The following is an 18,079-nucleotide window of genomic DNA, read 5'->3' on the forward strand; positions in this document are numbered from 1 at the left end:
ATTGATAACCACCGCCGCACGCAGAGGAACACGCCATGCAAGCCATCCGCAGCATTCTCGTGGTCATCGAGCCGGAACACGCCGACACCCTGGCGCTCAAACGCGCCAAACTGATCGCCGGGGTTACGCAATCCCACTTGCACCTGTTGATCTGCGACGAGTCGGTGGATCACAGCGGCCATCTTCGTCAGCTATGCAGCGCGCTGCAGCAGGATGGCTATAGCGTGAGCGCCCAGCAGGCCTGGCACGGCAGCCTGCACGACACCATCGCCCATGCCCAGCAGGCCGAAGGTTGCGGCCTGGTGATCAAGCAGCATCGCCCTGACAATCCCCTCAAGAAAGCGCTGCTGACGCCCGATGACTGGAAGCTGCTGCGCTATTGCCCCTGCCCGGTGCTACTGGTGAAAACCCTAACGCCCTGGAGCGGCGGCACTGTGCTGGCGGCGGTCGACGTGGGCAACATCGACGGCGAGCACCGCGCGCTGCACACCCTGATCATCGAGCATGGCTACGACATCGCCAAGCTGGCCAAGGCCGAGCTGCACGTGCTCAGCGCCCATCCATCGCCCATGCTGACCGCCGCGGATCCGACCTTCCAGTTGCGCGATACCGTGGAGGAGCGCTATCGCCAGGAATGCCAGGCGTTTCAGAACACCTACGATATCGATGACGAGCACCTGCATATCGCCGAAGGCCCGGCCGATGTGCTGATCCCCAAACTCGCCCACGAGCTGCACGCAGCGGTGACGGTGATCGGCACGGTGGCGCGCACCGGTTTCAGCGGCGCGCTGATCGGCAATACCGCCGAGGTGATTCTCGACACACTGGAGAGCGACGTGCTGGTGCTAAAGCCCGACAGCATCGTCGAGCATCTCGAGCAGCGCCTCGTCGAAGGCTGATCAGCCGCGCGGTGGCTGGCGCGGTTTGCTGCGCAGGGGGTCGAGCAGTGCCGACAAGCCGTTGTGGTCGATCTCCTGCATCAAGGCCAACAACTGGCCGATCTCGCCTTTCGGAAAGCCTTCCCGGGCGAACCAGTTGAGGTAGTGGCCCGGCAGGTCGGCAATCAGCCGCCCCTTGTACTTGCCGAAGGGCATCTCGCGGCTTACCAACAATTTCAGGTCTTCGGGTTTCATCGCATCGGCCGTGAGGATCAACTGGGCGCAACATTATGCCGCAAGCGCTAGGGTCTGTTACCGCTTCACGCACGGCCGCGCTGAAACGGCAACAGGCCCTTGCCGGTTGGGCCGATGGCTCAACTCGGGTAAGCTGCGCGCCGTTCACTTCTGCAGGTACTCATCATGATTATCAAGGCACTGCGCCTGGGCCTCGGCCAACTGATCGTCCTCGGCGACATCGCCACCCGCCCGGCCAAGATGAAGCGCGCGCCCGAGGCGCAGGCTGCGGTCGAACAGGCCGCCGGCAACCTGGCGCTGTATCAGTTCAAGGCCTGCCCATTCTGCGTGAAGATTCGCCGCAAGCTGCATGCCCTCAACGTGCCCGTAGCGCTGCGCGATGCCAAGAACGATGCCGCAGCCCGCAGCGATCTGGAGAGCCAGGGTGGCAAGATCCAGGTGCCTTGCTTGCGCATCGAAGAAAACGGCCAGAGCACCTGGCTGTACGAATCCAAGGCCATTGCAGCCTATCTGGAACAGCGCTTCGCGGCGTAACGCCGGTAGCCCGGCGTAGAGCGAAGCGAAAGCCGGGGAAGCCCCGCAAGCGTCGCGGCAACCTTGATCGGAAAGACGAAGGCGCAGCCGGAAACCACTCCAGCCGCGCCTTGCTCTTACTGCATTACCGCAACCTTGCCGACCATGCCGGCCTGGTAATGCCCGGCGATCAGGCAAGCGAAGTCGAAGGTGCCCGCCCGGTCGAACGTCCAGGTCACCTCGCCCTCCTCACCTGGCTGCACGTGCAGCATGTCCATGCCGGTATGCGCCATGTTCGGCTGCCGCAACATCATGGCAGCGTGCTCGTCCAGTTGCGCCTTGTCGCCCAGCACGAACTCGTGCAGCAGTTGCCCGTCGTTGTGCAGCACCAGCCGCACCGTCTCCCCGGCCTTGACCTCCAGCCGATCTGGTACGAAACGCATGTGATCGTTCATGCGGATATGCACGGTGCGCGTCGCTTCGGCGGCATCACCAGGAATGCCCCAGGGTTTCTGTTCGATACTTTGCGTGGCGTGTCCGGCGCCATGGCCGGCGCCATGTTCATGCTCGGCGGCATCGAGTATTGACGCTTGGAGCAGCGCGGCAAGCGCCAGGGTGCTGACTAGGGTTGTGTTGATTCGCATGTTGTTTGCCTCGTTGACTCATCATCGGCGTGCACGAAAGCACGCGGGTCACCTGGCGGGCCTTTACTGCCGCCAGGTGTCGTTTCGCGGACATGATTCAGCCGATGAAAGCGCGAGGGGGCCGATCCGGGGTGTCGGCAATGTGCTCGAGGAAATGTTGATGCCAGAAAGCCTGCGGTCGATCCAGCGGCAACTGCGTGGCCGAGAGCAATCCAGGGCTCAAGGCGACCACGCCTACGCAGAACACGCAGAGGCTGCAGGCCGCATGCCCGGGCGCCTTCTGCTTGGCGGGGTATTGATGATGAGCACAGTCCGCCTCGCACGAATGCGTAACACCCGAGAGATGCATGGCATGACCGTGACCGCCGATCGAAAGCGCCATGCCCGCCTGCATGCCGACCGCGGCGATGCCCTGGGCGGGCAAGGCCAGCGCCAGCAGGCAGAGCAACAGGACGCGAAGCGGACGGCAAGACATCGGATACCGGGCAGGCAATGACAGACAGAGCCCGATTATGCCCAACTTGCAGCCGCGCGACTAACAGGTCGTTGAAAAACGTAGGCGAGGCAAGTTTTCCAACAGCCTGCTAGTGCCGATGAGCCCGGCCGACATGGGACACATCCTTCTCGGCGTGCAGCGTGTCACTGGTACTGAGTTGCCGGATGATCTCGCAAGGCGACGATTGCTGGTCCGCCAGGCAGCTGTTGCGCAGCTCGACCAGTTGCTCCTGCAGCGACTGCAAGCTGGCGATCCGCGCGTTGACGTGCTCGATATGCTCGTCGATCAGGCTGTTGATGGCCTCGCAGTTTTCCGCTGGCCGGCCGCGCAGGCTGAGCAGCTCACGAATTTCGTCGAGCGTCATGTCCAGGGTGCGGCAATTGCGGATGAAGGTCAGCCGCTCGACGTGCTCCGGCAGGTAAAGACGGTAGTTGCCTTCGCTACGCTGGGGCGCGGGCAGCAATCCTTCACGCTCGTAATAGCGGATGGTTTCCACCTGACAACCGGTAACCGTCGCCAATTCGCCAATTTTCATGATCACTTTCCTCCGATGCTTGACCCTATAGTGGCTACAGGGTGTTCACTCTGCAACAGGATAGTTGGGAGAGCCCCCATGTCGAATTGCTGTGATCATGACCATGCTCCAAAACCCGTACACCCTCAGGCAGGCTGCTGCGCGAGCGATACGAAGCCTGCGTGCTGCACGCCGGGCAGCCAATTGGTCGCGGGAATCAGTGAGCCTGCAGGCAGCCAGGCAGATCTCGCCACGGAGAGCAGTGCACTGCGCATCGAACAGATGTGCTGCCCGACCGAGGAGAGCCTGATCCGCGGCAAGCTGCAGCCCATGCCCGAGGTGCACGACCTGCAGTTCAACCTGCTCAACCGCAGCCTTGTCGTCGAGCATCAGGCCGGCGCCGCGCCGCAGGTGATCGCGGCGATCGCCAGCCTGGGCATGCAGGCGCTACCCCTGGCCACCGAGACCCGCGTGCGTATCGAGCAGATGGACTGCCCGACCGAGGAACGCCTGATCAGCGACAAGCTGGCCCGTCAGCCCGGCATCGAGGCGCTGCAGTTCAATCTGATGCAGCGGGTGCTGACCATTCGCCACCGCCCGGACGCCCTGGAGCCCGCCCTGCTGGCGATCCGCGGGCTCGGCTTCACCCCGCAACTCGAAAGCGAAGCCCAGGCCGCGCCCGCCGAGCCTGTGGCCAGCGGCTTGCCGTGGCGGCTGATCGGTGCCGGCGTGGCCGCCTTCATCGCCGAACTGGTGCACTTCACCGACAGCGCGCCGGAGTGGGTGGTCGCACTGATCGCCCTGGGCGCCATCCTCACGGCTGGGCTCGACGTCTACAAGAAGGGCTGGATCGCCCTGAAAAACTTCAACCTGAACATCAATGCGCTGATGAGCATCGCCGTGACCGGCGCCGTGCTGATCGGGCAGTGGCCCGAGGCGGCCATGGTCATGGTGCTGTTCGCCATCGCCGAGCGGATCGAGGCGAAATCCCTGGATCGCGCCCGCAACGCTATTCGCGGCCTGATGGCCCTGACCCCGGAACAGGCGACGGTACGCCAGGCCGACGGCAGCTGGCAGGCGCTCGACGTCGCCCAGGTGGCCATCGGCAGCGTGGTGAGGGTGCGACCGGGTGAGCGCATCGGCCTCGACGGCCAGGTGCTCGACGGGCACTCGACGGTGGACCAGTCGCCAATCACCGGGGAAAGCCTGCCCATCGAGAAAACCGTGGGCGATACCCTGTTCGCCGGCACCATCAACCAGGGCGGCGCACTGGAATACCAGGTCAGCGCCGCAGCCAGCAACAGCGCGTTGTCACGCATCATCAAGGCCGTCGAGGAGGCTCAAGGCGCACGCGCACCGACGCAGCGCTTCGTCGACCGTTTCGCGCGCATCTACACGCCGCTGGTGTTCCTGCTCTCCCTGGCGGTGGCCGTGGTGCCGCCATTGTTGCTGGGTGGCAGCTGGTTCGACTGGGTGTATCGCGCCCTGGTCCTGCTGGTGGTCGCCTGCCCTTGTGCGCTGGTGATTTCCACGCCGGTAAGCATCGTCAGCGGCCTCGCCGCAGCGGCGCGCAAGGGCATTCTGGTCAAAGGCGGCGTGTACCTGGAAAACGGCCGACACATCACTCACCTGGCGCTGGACAAGACCGGCACCCTCACCCACGGCAAGCCGGTGCAGACCGACTACCAGGCGCTGGGCGAGGATGCCGCCCGTTACCACATACTCGCCGCCAGCCTGGCTGCCCGTTCCGACCACCCGGTTTCCCTGGCGGTGGCCAGTGCAGCCCGGCAACAGGGTATCGAGCTGGCCGAGGTACAGGCATTCGAAGCCCTGGCCGGGCGCGGCGTGCGCGGCGTGATCGATGGCCAGCGCTACCAATTGGGCAACCATCGCCTGCTCGAGGAGCTGGGCCTGTGTTCGGCGGCGCTCGAAACCCGACTCGATGAACTCGAGCGCCAGGGCAAGACGGTGATCGTGCTCAGCGACGAAACCCGCCCCCTGGCCCTGTTCGCCGTCGCCGACACCTTGAAGGACAGCAGCCGCGAGGCCATCGCCAGCCTCCACGCCATGGGCATCAAGACCATCATGCTGACCGGCGACAACCAGCACACCGCCCAGGCCATCGCCGCCCAGGTTGGCATCGACGAGGCCCGCGGCGACCTGCTGCCCACCGACAAACTGGCAACCGTCGAAACCCTGCTCGCACAGAAAGGCGTGGTGGCCATGGTCGGTGACGGCATCAACGACGCCCCAGCCCTAGCACGCGCCGATGTCGGTTTCGCCATGGCTGCGATCGGCACCGACACGGCCATCGAAACCGCCGACGTGGCGATCATGGACGACGACCTGCGCAAGATCCCGGCGTTCATCCGCCTGTCTCAGCAGACCGCGGCGATCCTCAAGCAGAACATCGTGCTGGCCCTGGGCATCAAGGCAGTCTTCCTGGCCATGACCGTCACCGGCCACGCCACCATGTGGATGGCGGTGTTCGCCGATGTCGGCGTGAGCCTGCTGGTGGTGTTCAATGGGTTGAGGTTGTTGCGAAAGTAGTCATTTGCGTCTGTAGCCCGTCACTGAGCGAAGCGATGTGCGGGAGCGGTTTCGCTATCGGCATGTGTAAGCAGCGAAAACCGATCCCTGGGTTTCGCTGCGCTCTACGCCAGGCTACAAGAGCGGACGCTGCTATCAGCCCAGCATGGTCACGTGTTTCGGGTGGCTGGCGATGCGATCCAGCCAGGCATTGATGGCCGGGTAAGCGCTGAGGTCGAAGCCGCCCTCGTGAGCCACATGGGTGTAGGCGTACAGGGCGATGTCGGCGATGGTGTAGCGATCGCCAACCAGATACGGCGTCTGCTGCAGTTGCCGCTCCATCACCCGCAGCGCCTTGTGGCCGCGAACCTGGCAGACCTTGTATTCCTCCTGACGGTCAGCCGGCATGCCCTGGTACAGCTGAATGAACCGCGCCACCGCCACATAGGGCTCATGGCTGTACTGCTCGAAGAACTGCCACTGCAACACCTGGGTACGCAGGCGTGGCTCGGTCTCGAGGAATTCGCTGCCATCGGCCAGGAAGTTGAGGATGGCGTTGGACTCCCACAGACAGGTGCCGTCTTCCAGTTCGAGCACCGGAATCTTGCCGTTGGGGTTCTTGGCCAGGAACTCGGGCCGCTGGGTATCGCCATTGAGAATATCGATAGGCACCCACTCGAACGGTTTGCCCAACAGGCTGAGCATCAGCTTGACCTTGTAGCAGTTGCCCGAGCGGTAATCGCCATACACCTTGTACATGTTCATCCCCCCTTTGCCGATAATCACGCCGCGTCCGCGGCCAATCCCTGACGTACCACGCCAGCCAACCGGCGTAGCCCTTCACCCAGGCGTTCCGGTGCCACGTGGCTGAAGTTCAACCGCAGGTAACCGGGCTCACGATCCGGGTCGATGAAGAACGGCTCACCCGGCATGAACGCCACGTTCTGCGCCAGCGCCGCATCGAGCAGCAGGCGCGTGTCCTGGGGCTGCTTGAGCTTCAACCAGAAGAACAGCCCACCCTGGGGAACCTGCCACTCGGCCAGCTCACTGAAGTGTTCGACGAGCGCCGCCTGCATCGCATCACGGCGCAGGCGATAAAAATCTCGCAGCTCGGCCAGGTGCTCGCGGTATTGCTCGGTACCCAGCCATTGCAGCGCCTGCCATTGACCGACACGGTTGGTGTGCAGATCCGCCGACTGCTTGAGGCGCAGCAGATGGGGAAACAGATCCGGCGTCGCGATCAGGTAACCGACACGTAGCCCGGGCAGTAGCGTCTTGGAAACGGTACCGGTATAGATCCAGCTGGCCTTGCGCAGGCGGCTGACGATGGGCGTGGCACTGCCGGCGTCGAACACCAGCTCGCGGTATGGCTCATCCTCGATCAGCGTGACCTGATAACGATCCAGCAGGGCCGCCACGGCGTCGCGCTTGGCTTCGCTGTAGCGCACCGCACTGGGATTCTGGAAGGTTGGAATCAGGTAAGCGAACGCCGGGCGCTGGCGCTCCAGCTGCGCTTCGAGCGCTTGCAGCTGCGGGCCGTCGGCCTCCTGGGGCACGGCCACGCAATCGGCACCGAACAGCTGAAACGCCTGCAAGGCCGCCAGGTAGGTTGGCGCTTCGAGCAGCACCTTGGTGCCTGGATCGATGAACAGCTTGCTGGCCAGGTCCAGGGTCTGCTGCGAGCCACTGACGATCAGCACCTGGCTGGCCTCGCAGGGCACGCCCAGCAGGCGGGCCTCTGCGGCGATGGCTTCACGCAATGCCGGCTCGCCCTCGCTCATGCCGTATTGCCCCATGCCGGTGGGCATCTGCGACCAATCGAGCACCGGCAGCATCTCCTCGGCCGGCAGGCCACCGGCGAACGACATCACTTCCGGGCGCTGGGCGGCAGCGAGGATTTCGCGAATCAGGGAGCTTTTAAGGCGGGAGATGCGTTCGGAGAAGGCCATGAGGTCACCAGGTGATAAGTCATGAAACGAGGGTCTGTTGACGTTTCACGCACGGCCGCGCCGGAGCCCGTTTTGCCGCGAGGCAAGGCACGAGCCGCGAAGTTTAGCGGGCTAAATGAGCCGGCGAGAAACGCAGCATCGCGGCAAAACGTGCCCGGCCCTACGGGTTGCGCGAGAAATCTCGCCATGCGTCGTTGGAGGACTTGAAAAGGGAACGCCATTCCCTGCGTCCTCCGCCTCGCCTGGCGAGATTTCTCGCGGCAACGCGGCTCGCGTTGAAATGTCAACAGACCCTAGGTCAAACTGCTTGACCGAAAGTACGACGCCCGGGACATATACGTCAACATGATTGACCTTAAAAATTCAACCGATCAGCAAACCGCGATGGAAGCCTTTTTCTTCGGCTATCAGGCGTTCACCGCCAAGGCGGACGAGATGCTCGCGCGCCGCGGCCTGTCGCGGGTGCATCAGCGCATCCTGTTTTTCGTCGCCAAGTACCCTGGCCTGAGCGTGAAGGAACTGCTCGGTTACCTGAAGGTGAGCAAGCAGGCGTTGAACACGCCGCTGCGACAATTGCAGGAGATGCAGCTGGTGCAGAGCGAGACGGCCACGGATGACAGGCGCAAACGCTTGCTGGTGTTCACCACAGAAGGTGCCAAGCTGGAAGCTGGCCTGCGCCGTGAGCAGGCCAAGCTGCTGCGTAAAGCATTCGCCGAGGCGGGAGAAGCTGCAGTGACTGGCTGGCTGACCGTCAACCAGACACTGGGCAAGGGGCTGGAGGAGCGCGCCTGAGCACTCTCGCAGAATCAGGCAGAAGCCTTTAGCTCCCTGGCAGCCTTGAAGAATACGAAGGCCATGGCCACAGCGGTTCCCAGCAAGGGAACGATGGCCAGCACGATCAGGATTACCGTGGCTACCATCAGGCCGCCGACGATGTTCATCCAGGCCAGCATGGTGAAGGCTGGGTAGGCGTTCTGTACCTTGCGCATGCGTATGCCCATCCAGACCAGCAACCCGCCGTAGACCCACATCAAGCCAAAATAGATGAACATCGGCGTACCGGGCTCACTGGTGGCCTCTCCCAGTACCAGCTCCATGCAGCTGAGCAGCATCCCAAGCACCACCACCGCCGTTACTGGGCTGGTGAGATTTTCGGCCTGGAACCGCTGCTCCGCGAATCGCTTCAGACGCAACAGCAGGTAGACGCCCAGCAGTTCGAGCGCTGGGCTGAGCCACTGGCTAACCTGCGCCAGCCAAAGGTCAGCGAAATACCCGCTGGCACCAGCGACGCCAATGGATACCAGTGCGCCTACTGCCGACAGCAGGCTCAACCAGCCGAGCAGGCGCAACTGGGTGACGCTCCAACCATCCTGTGGTCGAACGGGCGCCTCTTCGACGAGCGTGACTTGAGGGGCAGCGTAGGGATTGATTTCGCTGGGCATCGCAAATTCCTTATGCGCGGATTGATCAAGGCGCCGAAACTACTCGTTGGCGCCGGGTTCGCCAATCGACTGTATCGTGTTTTACGCAAGTCTCTGTACGGCGACGTGTTGCGGCCCACGACATAGTCTTGCTGGCACTTCTGCCGATATCGCTCCCGAGTGCCTGATAATGACCCTGGAACTGCTACTCGCCTTCGTCGCCTTCGCTTTCGTCACCTCGATCACGCCAGGCCCCAACAACATGATGCTGCTCGCCTCCGGGGTAAACTTCGGGTTGCGCCGCAGTCTGCCGCACATGCTGGGCATCAGCCTTGGTTTCATGGTGCTGATCATCTGCGTGGGACTGGGCCTGGGTCAGCTGTTCGAGCAGCTTCCGGCGCTGTACACCTTGCTGCGTTACCTGGGCGCCGCTTACCTGCTCTACCTGGCCTGGAAAATTGCCCGCTCCGGCGCGCCGGACAGCACCGGTGGCGAGCGTGGCAAGCCTTTCACGTTTCTGCAGGCAGCGGCGTTCCAGTGGGTCAATCCCAAGGCCTGGGTCATGGCCATCGGCGCCATCGCCACCTACACCCCGCAGGAAAACTTCCTGGTCAACGTGCTGCTGATCGCCGCCCTGTTCGCTGTGGTCGGCGGGCCCTGCGTGGGCCTGTGGACGGTGGCCGGCAGCCTGCTGCGCAACTGGCTGCGCAATGCCACGGTGCTGCGCGTTTTCAATGTCGGCATGGCCGTGCTACTGGTGATCTCGCTGTATCCGATCCTCGCCGACATCAAAGGAGTGCTGTAATGCTCGAGAGCAGCCAACCACGCCTGCGCCCGCTAGCCGACACCTCCACCGCTGCCGTGGTGGCCGGCTTCATCGGTATGCTGACCGGCTATACCAGTTCCCTGGTGCTGATGTTCCAGGCGGGCCAGGCAGCCGGGCTGAGCAGCGGGCAGATTTCCTCGTGGATCTGGGCGCTGTCGATCGGCATGGCGGTGACCTGCATCGGCCTGTCGCTGCGCTACCGCGCCCCGGTGATGGTCGCCTGGTCGACGCCTGGAGCGGCACTGCTGATCACCAGCCTGCCCGGCGTGCCGTACAGCGAGGCAATCGGCGCCTACATCGTTTGCTCGGCGCTGATTCTGGTCTGCGGTCTGACCGGCAGTTTCGACCGCATCATGCGCCGTATCCCCGGTTCCATCGCTGCGGCGCTGCTGGCCGGCGTGCTGTTCAAGATCGCCCTGGAAATCTGCGTGGCCGCCGAGCAACAACCGCTGCTGGTGATCGCCATGCTGTTCACCTATCTGCTGGGCAAGCGCCTGCAGCCGCGTTACGCCGTGCTGGGTGCGCTGGTGGTCGGCTGCGTGCTGGCCGGCGCGCTGGGGCTGCTGAACTTCTCCCAGTTCGAGCTGCAACTGGCGACCCCGGAGTGGACCACGCCGAGCTTCTCCATCGCCGCGGCGATCAGCATCGGCATTCCGCTGTTCATCGTCGCCATGGCCTCGCAGAACCTGCCGGGCATGGCCGTACTGCGCGCCAACGGCTACGACGTACCGGCCTCGCCGCTGCTCAACACCACCAGCCTGGTATCGATCCTGATGGCGCCTTTCGGCTCCCACGGCATCCACATGGCGGCCATCAGTGCAGCGATCTGCGCCGGCCCGGAAGCTCACGAAGATCCGCGCAAGCGTTATACCGCCGCGGTCTGGTGCGGGATTTTCTACGGAATCGCCGGGCTGTTCGGCGCCACCCTCGCCGCCCTGTTCGCCGCCCTGCCCAAGGCGCTGATCCTCTCGGTAGCGGCGCTGGCGCTGTTCGCCTCGATCATCGGCGGGCTGACTCAGGCCATGGGCGAGCCAAAAGAACGCGAAGCAGCGCTGATCACCTTTCTGGTCACCGCTTCGGGCATGACGCTGTTCGGCGTCGGCTCGGCGTTCTGGGGCATCGTCGCCGGGTTGCTGACGCTGGTGCTGCTCAATGCAGGGAAGCGTACCTGAATTGCGCTTTCACAAAATGCATGCCAACGGAGACGACTTCGTATTGGTCGACTCAAGAGACAAGCACAACCCCGTGACGAGCGATCTGGTTCGATACCTCGCTGACCGAAACCGTGGAATTGGCTTCAATCAGTTGGCAGTGCTGCTCGGATGCGATGACGCCGATGCGCACCTGCTGTTCTGGAACGCAGATGGCAGCGTACTCAATGCCTGCGGCAGCGCGACGCGTGGGGCGGCTGACCTGCTTATGAACGAATCGAATGCCACTCGGGTTACGGTTCGCACCGCGCGCGGCTTGCTGACCTGCAACCGGACCAGCAGCGCTGCCATTACCGTGGATATGGGCGAACCACTGCTTGGATGGGCGGACGTACCCCTGGCACAGGCTCAAGACACGCTCGCTCTGTCACTTGCGGGTAACCCCGTGGCTTGCAGCATGGGCAATCCGCATTGCACCTATTTCGTCGATGATCTGGCCCACCTCGATGTTGCAGCCCGAGGACCGGTGATCGAGACTCACCCGTTGTTTCCCCGCAAGACCAACGTCCACTTTGTCCAGATCATCAACCGGCGGCATATTCGGTTGCGCATCTGGGAGCGCGGTGGCGGCGTCCCTCTCGGCTCAGGCTCCTGCTCATGCGCAGCGGCAGTCAATGGAATCAGGCGCGGCCTGCTGGACAGCACCGTCGAGGTCGAATGCGATGGGGGAATCGTGACGGTTCAATGGGACGGCATCGGCCCAGTCTTTCTCACCGGGCCGGTAACGCGCAGCTTTTCAGGCATCCTTACAGGCGGCAACTGAAACGCCGCAGGCGATTTCAACAACGCTGCGAAATCAGGCGGGAGGCTGGGCCTCGGCCTTCAGCTGCTTGCCATGCGCCGCATTCACCCACCAGCCGAAGGCCGCGGCGGTGAAGAACATGATGATGCTGTACAGCGCCGCCGGAATCGCCATGGTGCTGTTGTTGAGCAGCACCGGGCTGAGCGCCAGGGCGATGGCCAGGGTGCCGTTGTGGATGCCGATTTCCATGCCGATGGCGATGGCCTGGCGCAGGCTCAGCTTGAGCAGGCGCGGCACGAAGTAGCCGACCGCCAGGCTCAGCAGGTTGAAGGCCAGGGCCGCTGCGCCGACTACCGGCGCGTAGTCGAGTACCGTCTGCCAGTCCTTGACCAGCGCCAGCACGATGATCAGCAGCAGAAACAGCGCCGAGATGATCTTCACCGGGTTTTCCATGCGCATCGCGAAACCGGGGAAGCGGCTGCGCAGGAACATGCCGATGGCCACCGGCCCCAGCACGATGGCGAACACCTGCACCACCTTGGCGAACTGCAACGGAATGGCCTGGTCGCCTTCCATGAAGTAGGCCAGCGACAGGTTGACGATAAAAGGCATGGTCAGCACCGCGACCACTGAATTCACCGCCGTGAGGGTGATGTTCAGCGCTACGTCACCATGGGCCAGGTGGCTATACAAGTTGGCGGAAGTGCCCCCAGGCGAGGCGGCAAGCAGCATCATGCCGACGGCCAGTGCAGGCGCCAGGCCAAACGCCTGAACCATGAAGAAGCAGGCCACCGGCAACAGCAGCAGCTGGCAGAACAGCCCGACCAGCACCGGCTTCGGGTACTTCACCACGCGGGTGAAATCCGCCACGGTCAACGACAGGCCAAGGCCGAGCATGATGATGCCCAGCGCCAGGGGGAGAAACACACTCAGCAAGGGACTTGCAGTCATCGCTACCTCGGCGTGGTATGACTTCCGTGATCGTGATCCACACTGTAGCGGGCAATCGTCAGCGTGCGCGCGGGCGACGGCCCCATCAGCTCGATGGATCGGCATACATTCGGCCACTGCGACATGCTTGTCCAATCATGGTCCGAGGATTATCACCACAGCTTATTTCAACGGAGGCTCTCCATGTCCACTCAACTCAACCGTCAGTTTCTGCTCGCCAAACGCCCCAGCGGCATGGTCAGCCGCGATACGTTCGATTACGTGGAAAAACCGGTCGGCGAACCGAGCAATGGGCAGATTCTGGTCAAGAACCTCTACCTGTCGCTGGATCCGGCCATGCGCGGCTGGATGAACGAAGGCAAGTCCTATATCGCGCCAGTGGGCCTGGGCGATGTGATGCGCGCCCTGGGCGTTGGTGAAGTGGTGGCGTCCAATCACCCGGACTACGCCGTAGGCGATTACGTCAATGGCGCCCTTGGCGTACAGGACTATTTCCTCGGTGAGCCACGCGGTTTCTACAAGGTCGACCCCAAGCGCGCGCCACTGCCGGTGTATCTGTCGGCCCTCGGCATGACCGGCATGACCGCCTATTTCGCGCTGCTCGACGTCGGCGCGCCGAAGAGCGGCGATACCGTTGTGCTGTCCGGCGCGGCGGGCGCCGTGGGCAGCATTGCCGGGCAGATCGCCAAGCTCAAGGGCTGCCGGGTCATCGGCATCGCCGGTGGCAAGGAGAAATGCACCTACCTGACCGATGAACTGGGCTTCGATGGGGCCATCGACTACAAGAGCGAAGACCTGCACGAAGCGCTCAAGCGTGAATGCCCGAAGGGCGTCGACGTGTACTTCGACAACGTAGGCGGCGAAACCCTCGATGCCGTGCTGGGCCGCTTGGCGCCCAAGGCACGCATCGTCATCTGCGGCGCGATCAGCCAGTACAACAACAAGGACGCGGTAAAAGGCCCGGCCAACTACCTGTCGCTGCTGGTCAATCGTGCGCGCATGGAAGGCTTCGTGGTCATGGATCACGCGGCCAATTTCGCCAGCGCGGCGGCAGAAATCGGTGGCTGGCTGGCCGAAGGCAAGATCAAGTCCAAGGAGCATATCGTCGAGGGGCTGGAAACCTTCCCGGAAACCCTGCTGAAGCTGTTCAAGGGCGAGAATTTCGGCAAGCTGGTACTCAAGGTCTGATGCCCGGCCGGGCGACCGGCAGGTCGCCCGGCCTCCAATCATCGCCCCTCCCCCTCTCCGTTCAATTCTTGCAACGCAAAGATGGCCACTAGCCATTAAATTGCTTGAGCCGGCATGACCGTTCGGTTAGTTTCGCCGCCACGCAGCCCACCGGGCTGACCGTTGCCACGCGCCGGAGCCAGGATGGAACTGTTTTTCACTGCCACAACCCTCGTGCTGGTCGTCGCGGCCTACTTTCTGGTGCAACGCGTGCGTAGCCCGGCAGCGCACTGCCGAAAGCAGATGAGTGACTGGCTGTCGCGCTTCGACGCGGCCACACCGGTCGAGCAGCACGAGATGGCCGAAGTGCTGCTGCAGCAATCGGCCGAACTGGCGGCGCAGATGGGCGTCGAGGTCTATCTCGACGAACTGCTGCCAGAAGGTGCCGATCCCATCGAGCTGATCCGCACCTGGCAAGCGCAGCTTCCCATCGCCATTCCCGCCCACGCCCTGCCCAATACGCCCGCACGCACGGTGGGCGCCCTGTTGCTGATTCGCGACGTGGAGCCGGAAAGCTTCCGCGCATTACTGGGGCAAGCCGTTGCCGGTTGAGGGGCTAGGGTCTGTTGACGTTTCAGCGCAACCCAGGGGCCGGGCCAGTTTTAGCGCGATGCTGCGTTTCTCGGTGGCTCATTTGGCCGGCCAAACTTCGTACCTCGTGCCTTGCCTCGCGCTAAAACTGGCTCCGGCGCGGTCGTGCTGAAACGTCAACAGACCCTATAGGCTGCGCATCAGGATGATCGGCAAGGCCGTGAACAACAATGTAACCAGGAAAAGAATCAGCAGCAGATCAAGGCTATAGAAGGTCACGTCACTCTCCAGGCGGACAGGCGTAGTGCCCGCATCAGGGTTACCCACGCCGCATCGGTTGCGGCGACAGAGGCCTGTGATCACTGCCCGGCGGTGCGTTACAACATCTGAGCACAAGCCTTCAGATCACCCATCCACCATAGCTCAGCTATTGGCAACTGACATGCCGGCATGCGACAGCCTGCCGCATGCAAACGACTCCCTCGCCCTACCCCCGACGGGCCATTGACCTGAACTTCTTCGTCCTGAGGCCTACAGAAAACTGTATTGGCTTTTTCGGGAGATTTACCTATGGAACAGTGGAACATCTGGCTCGACCGCGACCTGTGGATCGGCGTGGCCATCGTGCTGGTCGCAACGGCGGTGATCTATACCATCCTGCGCGCCGTGGTCGGCATCCTGCACAAGCGCCTCACCGCCTGGTCCAAGGGCCAGGACGGCAACTGGCCGCATTTTCTCGCCGTGGTCATCGGCCGTACCAGCCGCTTGCTGCTGCTGGCCTTTTCCCTGCTGCTGGCGCTGCGCCTGCCGGATTTGCCCGGAAGCTGGCAGGCCGCGCTCAGCCATACCTGGTTCGTGGCGCTGGCTCTGCAGATCGCCCTCTGGGTGGATACCGGCGTGCGCCTGTGGTCGCGCAGCCTGGTGGTCGGCAAGCACGGCGGCAGCGGCTACAACCCGGTGATGACCACCATCATCAGCATCATGGTGCTGATCGTCGTCTGGTCGGTGATGCTGCTGTCGATCCTCGCCAACCTGGGCGTGGACATCACCGCACTGGTGGCCAGCCTCGGGGTCGGCGGTATCGCCGTGGCACTGGCGGTGCAAACGGTGCTGGGCGATGTGTTCGCCTCGCTGTCGATCGGCGTCGACAAGCCCTTCGAAATCGGCGATTTCGTGGTGTTCGGCGAGGTGGCCGGCAGCATCGAGCATATCGGCCTGAAGACCACGCGAATCCGCAGCCTCAGTGGCGAACAGGTGGTCTGCGCCAACGCCGACTTGCTGCGCCAGATCGTGCACAACTACAAGCGCATGGACACCCGGCGCATCGTGTTCAAGTTCGGCATCAGTTACGACACGCCGAGCGACAAGGTGCGCCAGGTTTCGGAGCGGGTCGGCGAGATCATTCGCGCCACGCCGAAAACCAAGTTCGACCGCGCCCATTTCCTGGGTTTCGACGAGAGCCAGCTGACCTTCGAAGTGGTGTATATCGTGCAGAGCTCGGACTACAACCAGTACATGGACATCCAGCAGGAGATCAACCTGCAACTGCTCGATGCACTACGCGAGCTGGATGTGCGCTTCGCCCTGCCGCGCCGCGACTTGCGCCTGGTCGGCGAGCGCATGCCGACGCTGAAGGTTGCGGGTTTGCCTCAGCAGGCCGAGCCTGAAGCGGACGATCATGGGCAGCGCCTGCCGCGCTTCAGCTGACCGTGCTCACGCGACGAGTCAGCGGCAACCGCTCAAGCGATTGCAGTTGACTCGGTCGCGCTCCCCCTTGGAGCTGGACAGCCGGCTCACCACGTTCCAGCCGATTCGCCGACTGGAACCGAACCACACCTGCCCGTCCGCACTCACACCGGTGAACAGTTGCAACCGACCATAGGTGGTGCTGGTCTGCGACCAGCTCAGGCCGCTGATCACGTCATAGCCGCGCATCAAGGTGTCATTGCCCTGCTGAACGATGCCGTAGTGGTTGCCGAAACGGTCCGTACAGTTGAGCAGCGTCGCGCTGCGGGTGCAGCGCATGGCGTCACCCGGCAACGTGAACGCCGCTTGAGCCGGCAAAGCCAGCGCTACGAACAGCAAGCTGATCGCTGAGGCAATGCCAGGCGTGGCGCGAAGCCGTCGTAGCGAAATCATGTACGCACCTCGGGTTCGCTCAAACGAGCCATATGCCGGGTGAGCCCGATTCCGGCGCCCACACCGATGGCACACAACGCCCACCACAAGAGTTGCGGCGGTGCCTGATCGGCCGGCAGGAAGCGGCCGATCAGCACGTTACTGACCAGCGCGACCAAACCGCCTACCCCGGCGAAGAAGCCGTAATAGGCGGCCAGCTGACCACGCCTGGCGTAATGGGGCACGTGGGCCGACAGCAGCGGCAGCACCAGCAGGCTGCCAAGGCTGAACACCACGGCCATCACCTGCACCGCCAACTGGGCGCCGAGCAGGCTGACCAGCGGCTCGGCCAACAGGCCGTAGCTGGCTGCCATCAGCGCCAAACCCATGCCCATGCTCTGCCCTTCGCTCATCCAGCGCTGGCGCAGGGTACTGACCGGCATTTGCAGCAGCACGCCGACCAGTGCGGTGATCACGAACACCTGGGTGATCCATTCCTGGCCACCGCCATAGGCGTGGCTATAGGCCGGCACCGCCAGGTACAACGGGTGAAACAGCAAGGGATAGGCGGCCGCCAGCAAGGCGAAGCGCAGGAACGGCCATTGCTGGAGCATGTCCAGGCACTGGCGCAGCATGGTCACCGGCTCCTCGCCCGATACCAGATCCTTGAGCGGCAGGAAGCGCCATTGCACCAGCGTCATCACCAGGAACAGTGCCGCCGATACGCTACCGGTCACCGAGAAGTCGACGCTGATGAACAGCAGGCCGGCCAACGGGCCAAGCAGCATGCCGGCGGTGCTCGCCATGTTGTGCAGGGCGAACGCCTGCTTGCGCAGCTGGGCGTCCTGGCATTCGTCCGCCAGGTAGGCCTGGGCGCAGGGCGTGAACAGTGCGCCGGCGAAGCCGCTCAGGCAGGCGGCCAGCAGCAGCACCGTGAGGCTCTCGGAAAACCCGAATACAGCAAAGCCAACGCAGCGCACCCCGCAGCCGATCAGAATGGCACGGCGGTAGCCGATGCGATCTCCCAGCAGGCCGCCGAGCAGGAACAAACCCTGCTGGCTGAACACACGGATGCCGAGCACCAGGCCCACGACCCAGCCGGCCAGGCCGAGATTCTCGCTCAGATGCCCGGCCAGGTACGGCATCAACATGTAGAAGCCGAAGTTGAAGCTCAGCCCATTGAGGATCAGCACACGCGCCGCAGGCGAAAGTGACGTCAGGGTGGTGAGGACACGGCGCATCAGGGCACGACACTCATCGCAGGAAATGGCCCT

Annotated in this window: 20 protein-coding genes; 10 read left to right on the forward strand and 10 right to left on the reverse strand. The window is 63.4% G+C overall.

The window, feature by feature from the left end:
* Nucleotides 1-35: 35 nt before the first annotated feature.
* On the forward strand, nt 36-899 hold the full coding sequence (locus BVH06_RS03065) for a universal stress protein (protein ID WP_075933148.1): 864 nt from the start codon (nt 36-38) through the stop codon (nt 897-899).
* Here BVH06_RS03065 and BVH06_RS03070 read toward each other — a convergent pair whose 3' ends face one another.
* Nucleotides 900-1,133 (reverse strand): DUF3820 family protein, encoded by a 234-nt coding sequence (locus BVH06_RS03070; RefSeq protein WP_013791334.1) that lies wholly within the window; start codon nt 1,131-1,133, stop codon nt 900-902.
* 165 nt (nt 1,134-1,298) lie between these two features.
* Here BVH06_RS03070 and BVH06_RS03075 point away from each other — a divergent pair, with 165 nt between their 5' ends.
* Complete coding sequence (locus BVH06_RS03075; protein WP_013791333.1) at nt 1,299-1,667, forward strand: glutaredoxin; 369 nt, start codon at nt 1,299-1,301, stop codon at nt 1,665-1,667.
* Nucleotides 1,668-1,783: 116 nt separating this feature from the next.
* Here BVH06_RS03075 and BVH06_RS03080 read toward each other — a convergent pair whose 3' ends face one another.
* The 3 genes from BVH06_RS03080 to cadR all read right to left on the reverse strand — a co-directional run bounded on the left by BVH06_RS03080 (nt 1,784) and on the right by cadR (nt 3,321).
* Entirely contained in the window at nt 1,784-2,290 is a 507-nt protein-coding gene (locus BVH06_RS03080) for a cupredoxin domain-containing protein (RefSeq protein WP_075933149.1), read from the reverse strand.
* 97 nt (nt 2,291-2,387) lie between these two features.
* Nucleotides 2,388-2,738: a hypothetical protein gene (locus BVH06_RS25235; protein WP_139315557.1), complete on the reverse strand. Its 351-nt coding sequence runs from the start codon at nt 2,736-2,738 to the stop codon at nt 2,388-2,390.
* A 136-nt stretch (nt 2,739-2,874) separates the two neighbouring features.
* Nucleotides 2,875-3,321, reverse strand: a complete 447-nt coding sequence (cadR, locus tag BVH06_RS03090) for a Cd(II)/Pb(II)-responsive transcriptional regulator (protein ID WP_075930373.1) — start codon at nt 3,319-3,321, stop codon at nt 2,875-2,877.
* Nucleotides 3,322-3,738: 417 nt separating this feature from the next.
* Between cadR and BVH06_RS03095 the strand changes: the two genes are divergently transcribed.
* Nucleotides 3,739-5,850, forward strand: a complete 2,112-nt coding sequence (locus BVH06_RS03095; protein WP_256575121.1) for a heavy metal translocating P-type ATPase — start codon at nt 3,739-3,741, stop codon at nt 5,848-5,850.
* Nucleotides 5,851-5,985: 135 nt separating this feature from the next.
* On the opposite strand, the gene BVH06_RS03100 is transcribed toward BVH06_RS03095, so the two are convergent.
* Together BVH06_RS03100 and BVH06_RS03105 are read right to left on the reverse strand one after the other, a co-directional pair.
* Nucleotides 5,986-6,588 (reverse strand): glutathione S-transferase family protein, encoded by a 603-nt coding sequence (locus BVH06_RS03100; protein WP_075930374.1) that lies wholly within the window; start codon nt 6,586-6,588, stop codon nt 5,986-5,988.
* A gap of 23 nt (nt 6,589-6,611) precedes the next feature.
* Complete coding sequence (locus BVH06_RS03105; RefSeq protein ID WP_075933151.1) at nt 6,612-7,778, reverse strand: PLP-dependent aminotransferase family protein; 1,167 nt, start codon at nt 7,776-7,778, stop codon at nt 6,612-6,614.
* Nucleotides 7,779-8,123: 345 nt separating this feature from the next.
* Here BVH06_RS03105 and BVH06_RS03110 point away from each other — a divergent pair, with 345 nt between their 5' ends.
* Nucleotides 8,124-8,570 carry a MarR family winged helix-turn-helix transcriptional regulator gene (locus BVH06_RS03110; RefSeq protein WP_075930376.1) on the forward strand — a complete coding sequence of 149 codons (447 nt, stop codon included), beginning with the start codon at nt 8,124-8,126 and terminating at the stop codon, nt 8,568-8,570.
* Nucleotides 8,571-8,584: 14 nt separating this feature from the next.
* Here BVH06_RS03110 and BVH06_RS03115 read toward each other — a convergent pair whose 3' ends face one another.
* Nucleotides 8,585-9,220 carry a hypothetical protein gene (locus tag BVH06_RS03115; protein WP_083651847.1) on the reverse strand — a complete coding sequence of 212 codons (636 nt, stop codon included), beginning with the start codon at nt 9,218-9,220 and terminating at the stop codon, nt 8,585-8,587.
* A gap of 169 nt (nt 9,221-9,389) precedes the next feature.
* Between BVH06_RS03115 and BVH06_RS03120 the strand changes: the two genes are divergently transcribed.
* From BVH06_RS03120 to dapF, 3 genes are read left to right on the forward strand one after another with little or no spacing between them, the layout of a single operon-like run.
* A complete protein-coding gene (locus tag BVH06_RS03120) occupies nt 9,390-10,004 on the forward strand; it encodes a LysE family translocator (RefSeq protein WP_075933152.1) in 615 nt (204 codons plus the stop codon).
* Nucleotides 10,004-11,197, forward strand: a complete 1,194-nt coding sequence (locus tag BVH06_RS03125; protein WP_075930378.1) for a benzoate/H(+) symporter BenE family transporter — start codon at nt 10,004-10,006, stop codon at nt 11,195-11,197. Before BVH06_RS03120 ends, BVH06_RS03125 begins: the two co-directional genes overlap by 1 nt.
* Nucleotides 11,178-11,999 (forward strand): diaminopimelate epimerase, encoded by an 822-nt coding sequence (dapF, locus tag BVH06_RS03130; RefSeq protein ID WP_075933153.1) that lies wholly within the window; start codon nt 11,178-11,180, stop codon nt 11,997-11,999. The genes BVH06_RS03125 and dapF overlap by 20 nt, the downstream gene beginning before the upstream one ends.
* Before the next feature lie 33 nt (nt 12,000-12,032).
* Here the strand turns inward: dapF and BVH06_RS03135 are convergent, their stop codons facing one another.
* On the reverse strand, nt 12,033-12,929 hold the full coding sequence (locus BVH06_RS03135; RefSeq protein ID WP_075930379.1) for a bile acid:sodium symporter family protein: 897 nt from the start codon (nt 12,927-12,929) through the stop codon (nt 12,033-12,035).
* 183 nt (nt 12,930-13,112) lie between these two features.
* Here BVH06_RS03135 and BVH06_RS03140 point away from each other — a divergent pair, with 183 nt between their 5' ends.
* From BVH06_RS03140 to BVH06_RS03150, 3 genes are all read left to right on the forward strand, one after another.
* Nucleotides 13,113-14,117, forward strand: a complete 1,005-nt coding sequence (locus BVH06_RS03140; protein WP_075933154.1) for an NADP-dependent oxidoreductase — start codon at nt 13,113-13,115, stop codon at nt 14,115-14,117.
* A gap of 183 nt (nt 14,118-14,300) precedes the next feature.
* Nucleotides 14,301-14,708, forward strand: coding sequence for a hypothetical protein (locus tag BVH06_RS03145; RefSeq protein ID WP_075933155.1), 408 nt, complete (start codon nt 14,301-14,303; stop codon nt 14,706-14,708).
* A gap of 549 nt (nt 14,709-15,257) precedes the next feature.
* The gene (locus tag BVH06_RS03150; RefSeq protein WP_075930382.1) at nt 15,258-16,394 is read left to right on the forward strand and encodes a mechanosensitive ion channel family protein; all 1,137 of its coding nucleotides are present in this window, start codon (nt 15,258-15,260) and stop codon (nt 16,392-16,394) included.
* Between the two features lie 18 nt (nt 16,395-16,412).
* Here the strand turns inward: BVH06_RS03150 and BVH06_RS03155 are convergent, their stop codons facing one another.
* Both BVH06_RS03155 and BVH06_RS03160 read right to left on the reverse strand, forming a co-directional pair.
* Nucleotides 16,413-16,826, reverse strand: a complete 414-nt coding sequence (locus BVH06_RS03155; protein ID WP_075933156.1) for a hypothetical protein — start codon at nt 16,824-16,826, stop codon at nt 16,413-16,415.
* Entirely contained in the window at nt 16,823-18,046 is a 1,224-nt protein-coding gene (locus BVH06_RS03160) for an MFS transporter (RefSeq protein WP_075933157.1), read from the reverse strand. Before BVH06_RS03160 ends, BVH06_RS03155 begins: the two co-directional genes overlap by 4 nt.
* Between the last annotated feature and the right edge of the window lie 33 nt (nt 18,047-18,079).

Origin of the sequence: Pseudomonas sp. PA27(2017) (genome assembly GCF_001945445.1) — a bacterium.
In the GTDB taxonomy this organism is placed as follows: domain Bacteria; phylum Pseudomonadota; class Gammaproteobacteria; order Pseudomonadales; family Pseudomonadaceae; genus Aquipseudomonas.

What these genes read in the sequence shown, in the direction of transcription:
- BVH06_RS03145 (WP_075933155.1), top strand. Translation starts at nt 14,301, where the DNA reads ATGGAACTGTTTTTCACTGCCACAACCCTCGTGCTGGTCGTCGCGGCC.
- dapF (WP_075933153.1), top strand. Translation starts at nt 11,178, where the DNA reads ATGCAGGGAAGCGTACCTGAATTGCGCTTTCACAAAATGCATGCCAAC.
- BVH06_RS03120 (WP_075933152.1), top strand. Translation starts at nt 9,390, where the DNA reads ATGACCCTGGAACTGCTACTCGCCTTCGTCGCCTTCGCTTTCGTCACC.
- BVH06_RS03105 (WP_075933151.1), bottom strand. Translation starts at nt 7,778, where the DNA reads ATGGCCTTCTCCGAACGCATCTCCCGCCTTAAAAGCTCCCTGATTCGC.
- BVH06_RS03135 (WP_075930379.1), bottom strand. Translation starts at nt 12,929, where the DNA reads ATGACTGCAAGTCCCTTGCTGAGTGTGTTTCTCCCCCTGGCGCTGGGC.
- BVH06_RS03140 (WP_075933154.1), top strand. Translation starts at nt 13,113, where the DNA reads ATGTCCACTCAACTCAACCGTCAGTTTCTGCTCGCCAAACGCCCCAGC.
- cadR (WP_075930373.1), bottom strand. Translation starts at nt 3,321, where the DNA reads ATGAAAATTGGCGAATTGGCGACGGTTACCGGTTGTCAGGTGGAAACC.
- BVH06_RS03160 (WP_075933157.1), bottom strand. Translation starts at nt 18,046, where the DNA reads ATGCGCCGTGTCCTCACCACCCTGACGTCACTTTCGCCTGCGGCGCGT.
- BVH06_RS03125 (WP_075930378.1), top strand. Translation starts at nt 10,004, where the DNA reads ATGCTCGAGAGCAGCCAACCACGCCTGCGCCCGCTAGCCGACACCTCC.
- BVH06_RS03095 (WP_256575121.1), top strand. Translation starts at nt 3,739, where the DNA reads ATGCAGGCGCTACCCCTGGCCACCGAGACCCGCGTGCGTATCGAGCAG.
- BVH06_RS03115 (WP_083651847.1), bottom strand. Translation starts at nt 9,220, where the DNA reads ATGCCCAGCGAAATCAATCCCTACGCTGCCCCTCAAGTCACGCTCGTC.
- BVH06_RS03155 (WP_075933156.1), bottom strand. Translation starts at nt 16,826, where the DNA reads ATGATTTCGCTACGACGGCTTCGCGCCACGCCTGGCATTGCCTCAGCG.
- BVH06_RS03150 (WP_075930382.1), top strand. Translation starts at nt 15,258, where the DNA reads ATGGAACAGTGGAACATCTGGCTCGACCGCGACCTGTGGATCGGCGTG.
- BVH06_RS03080 (WP_075933149.1), bottom strand. Translation starts at nt 2,290, where the DNA reads ATGCGAATCAACACAACCCTAGTCAGCACCCTGGCGCTTGCCGCGCTG.
- BVH06_RS03100 (WP_075930374.1), bottom strand. Translation starts at nt 6,588, where the DNA reads ATGTACAAGGTGTATGGCGATTACCGCTCGGGCAACTGCTACAAGGTC.
- BVH06_RS03065 (WP_075933148.1), top strand. Translation starts at nt 36, where the DNA reads ATGCAAGCCATCCGCAGCATTCTCGTGGTCATCGAGCCGGAACACGCC.
- BVH06_RS03110 (WP_075930376.1), top strand. Translation starts at nt 8,124, where the DNA reads ATGATTGACCTTAAAAATTCAACCGATCAGCAAACCGCGATGGAAGCC.
- BVH06_RS03075 (WP_013791333.1), top strand. Translation starts at nt 1,299, where the DNA reads ATGATTATCAAGGCACTGCGCCTGGGCCTCGGCCAACTGATCGTCCTC.
- BVH06_RS03070 (WP_013791334.1), bottom strand. Translation starts at nt 1,133, where the DNA reads ATGAAACCCGAAGACCTGAAATTGTTGGTAAGCCGCGAGATGCCCTTC.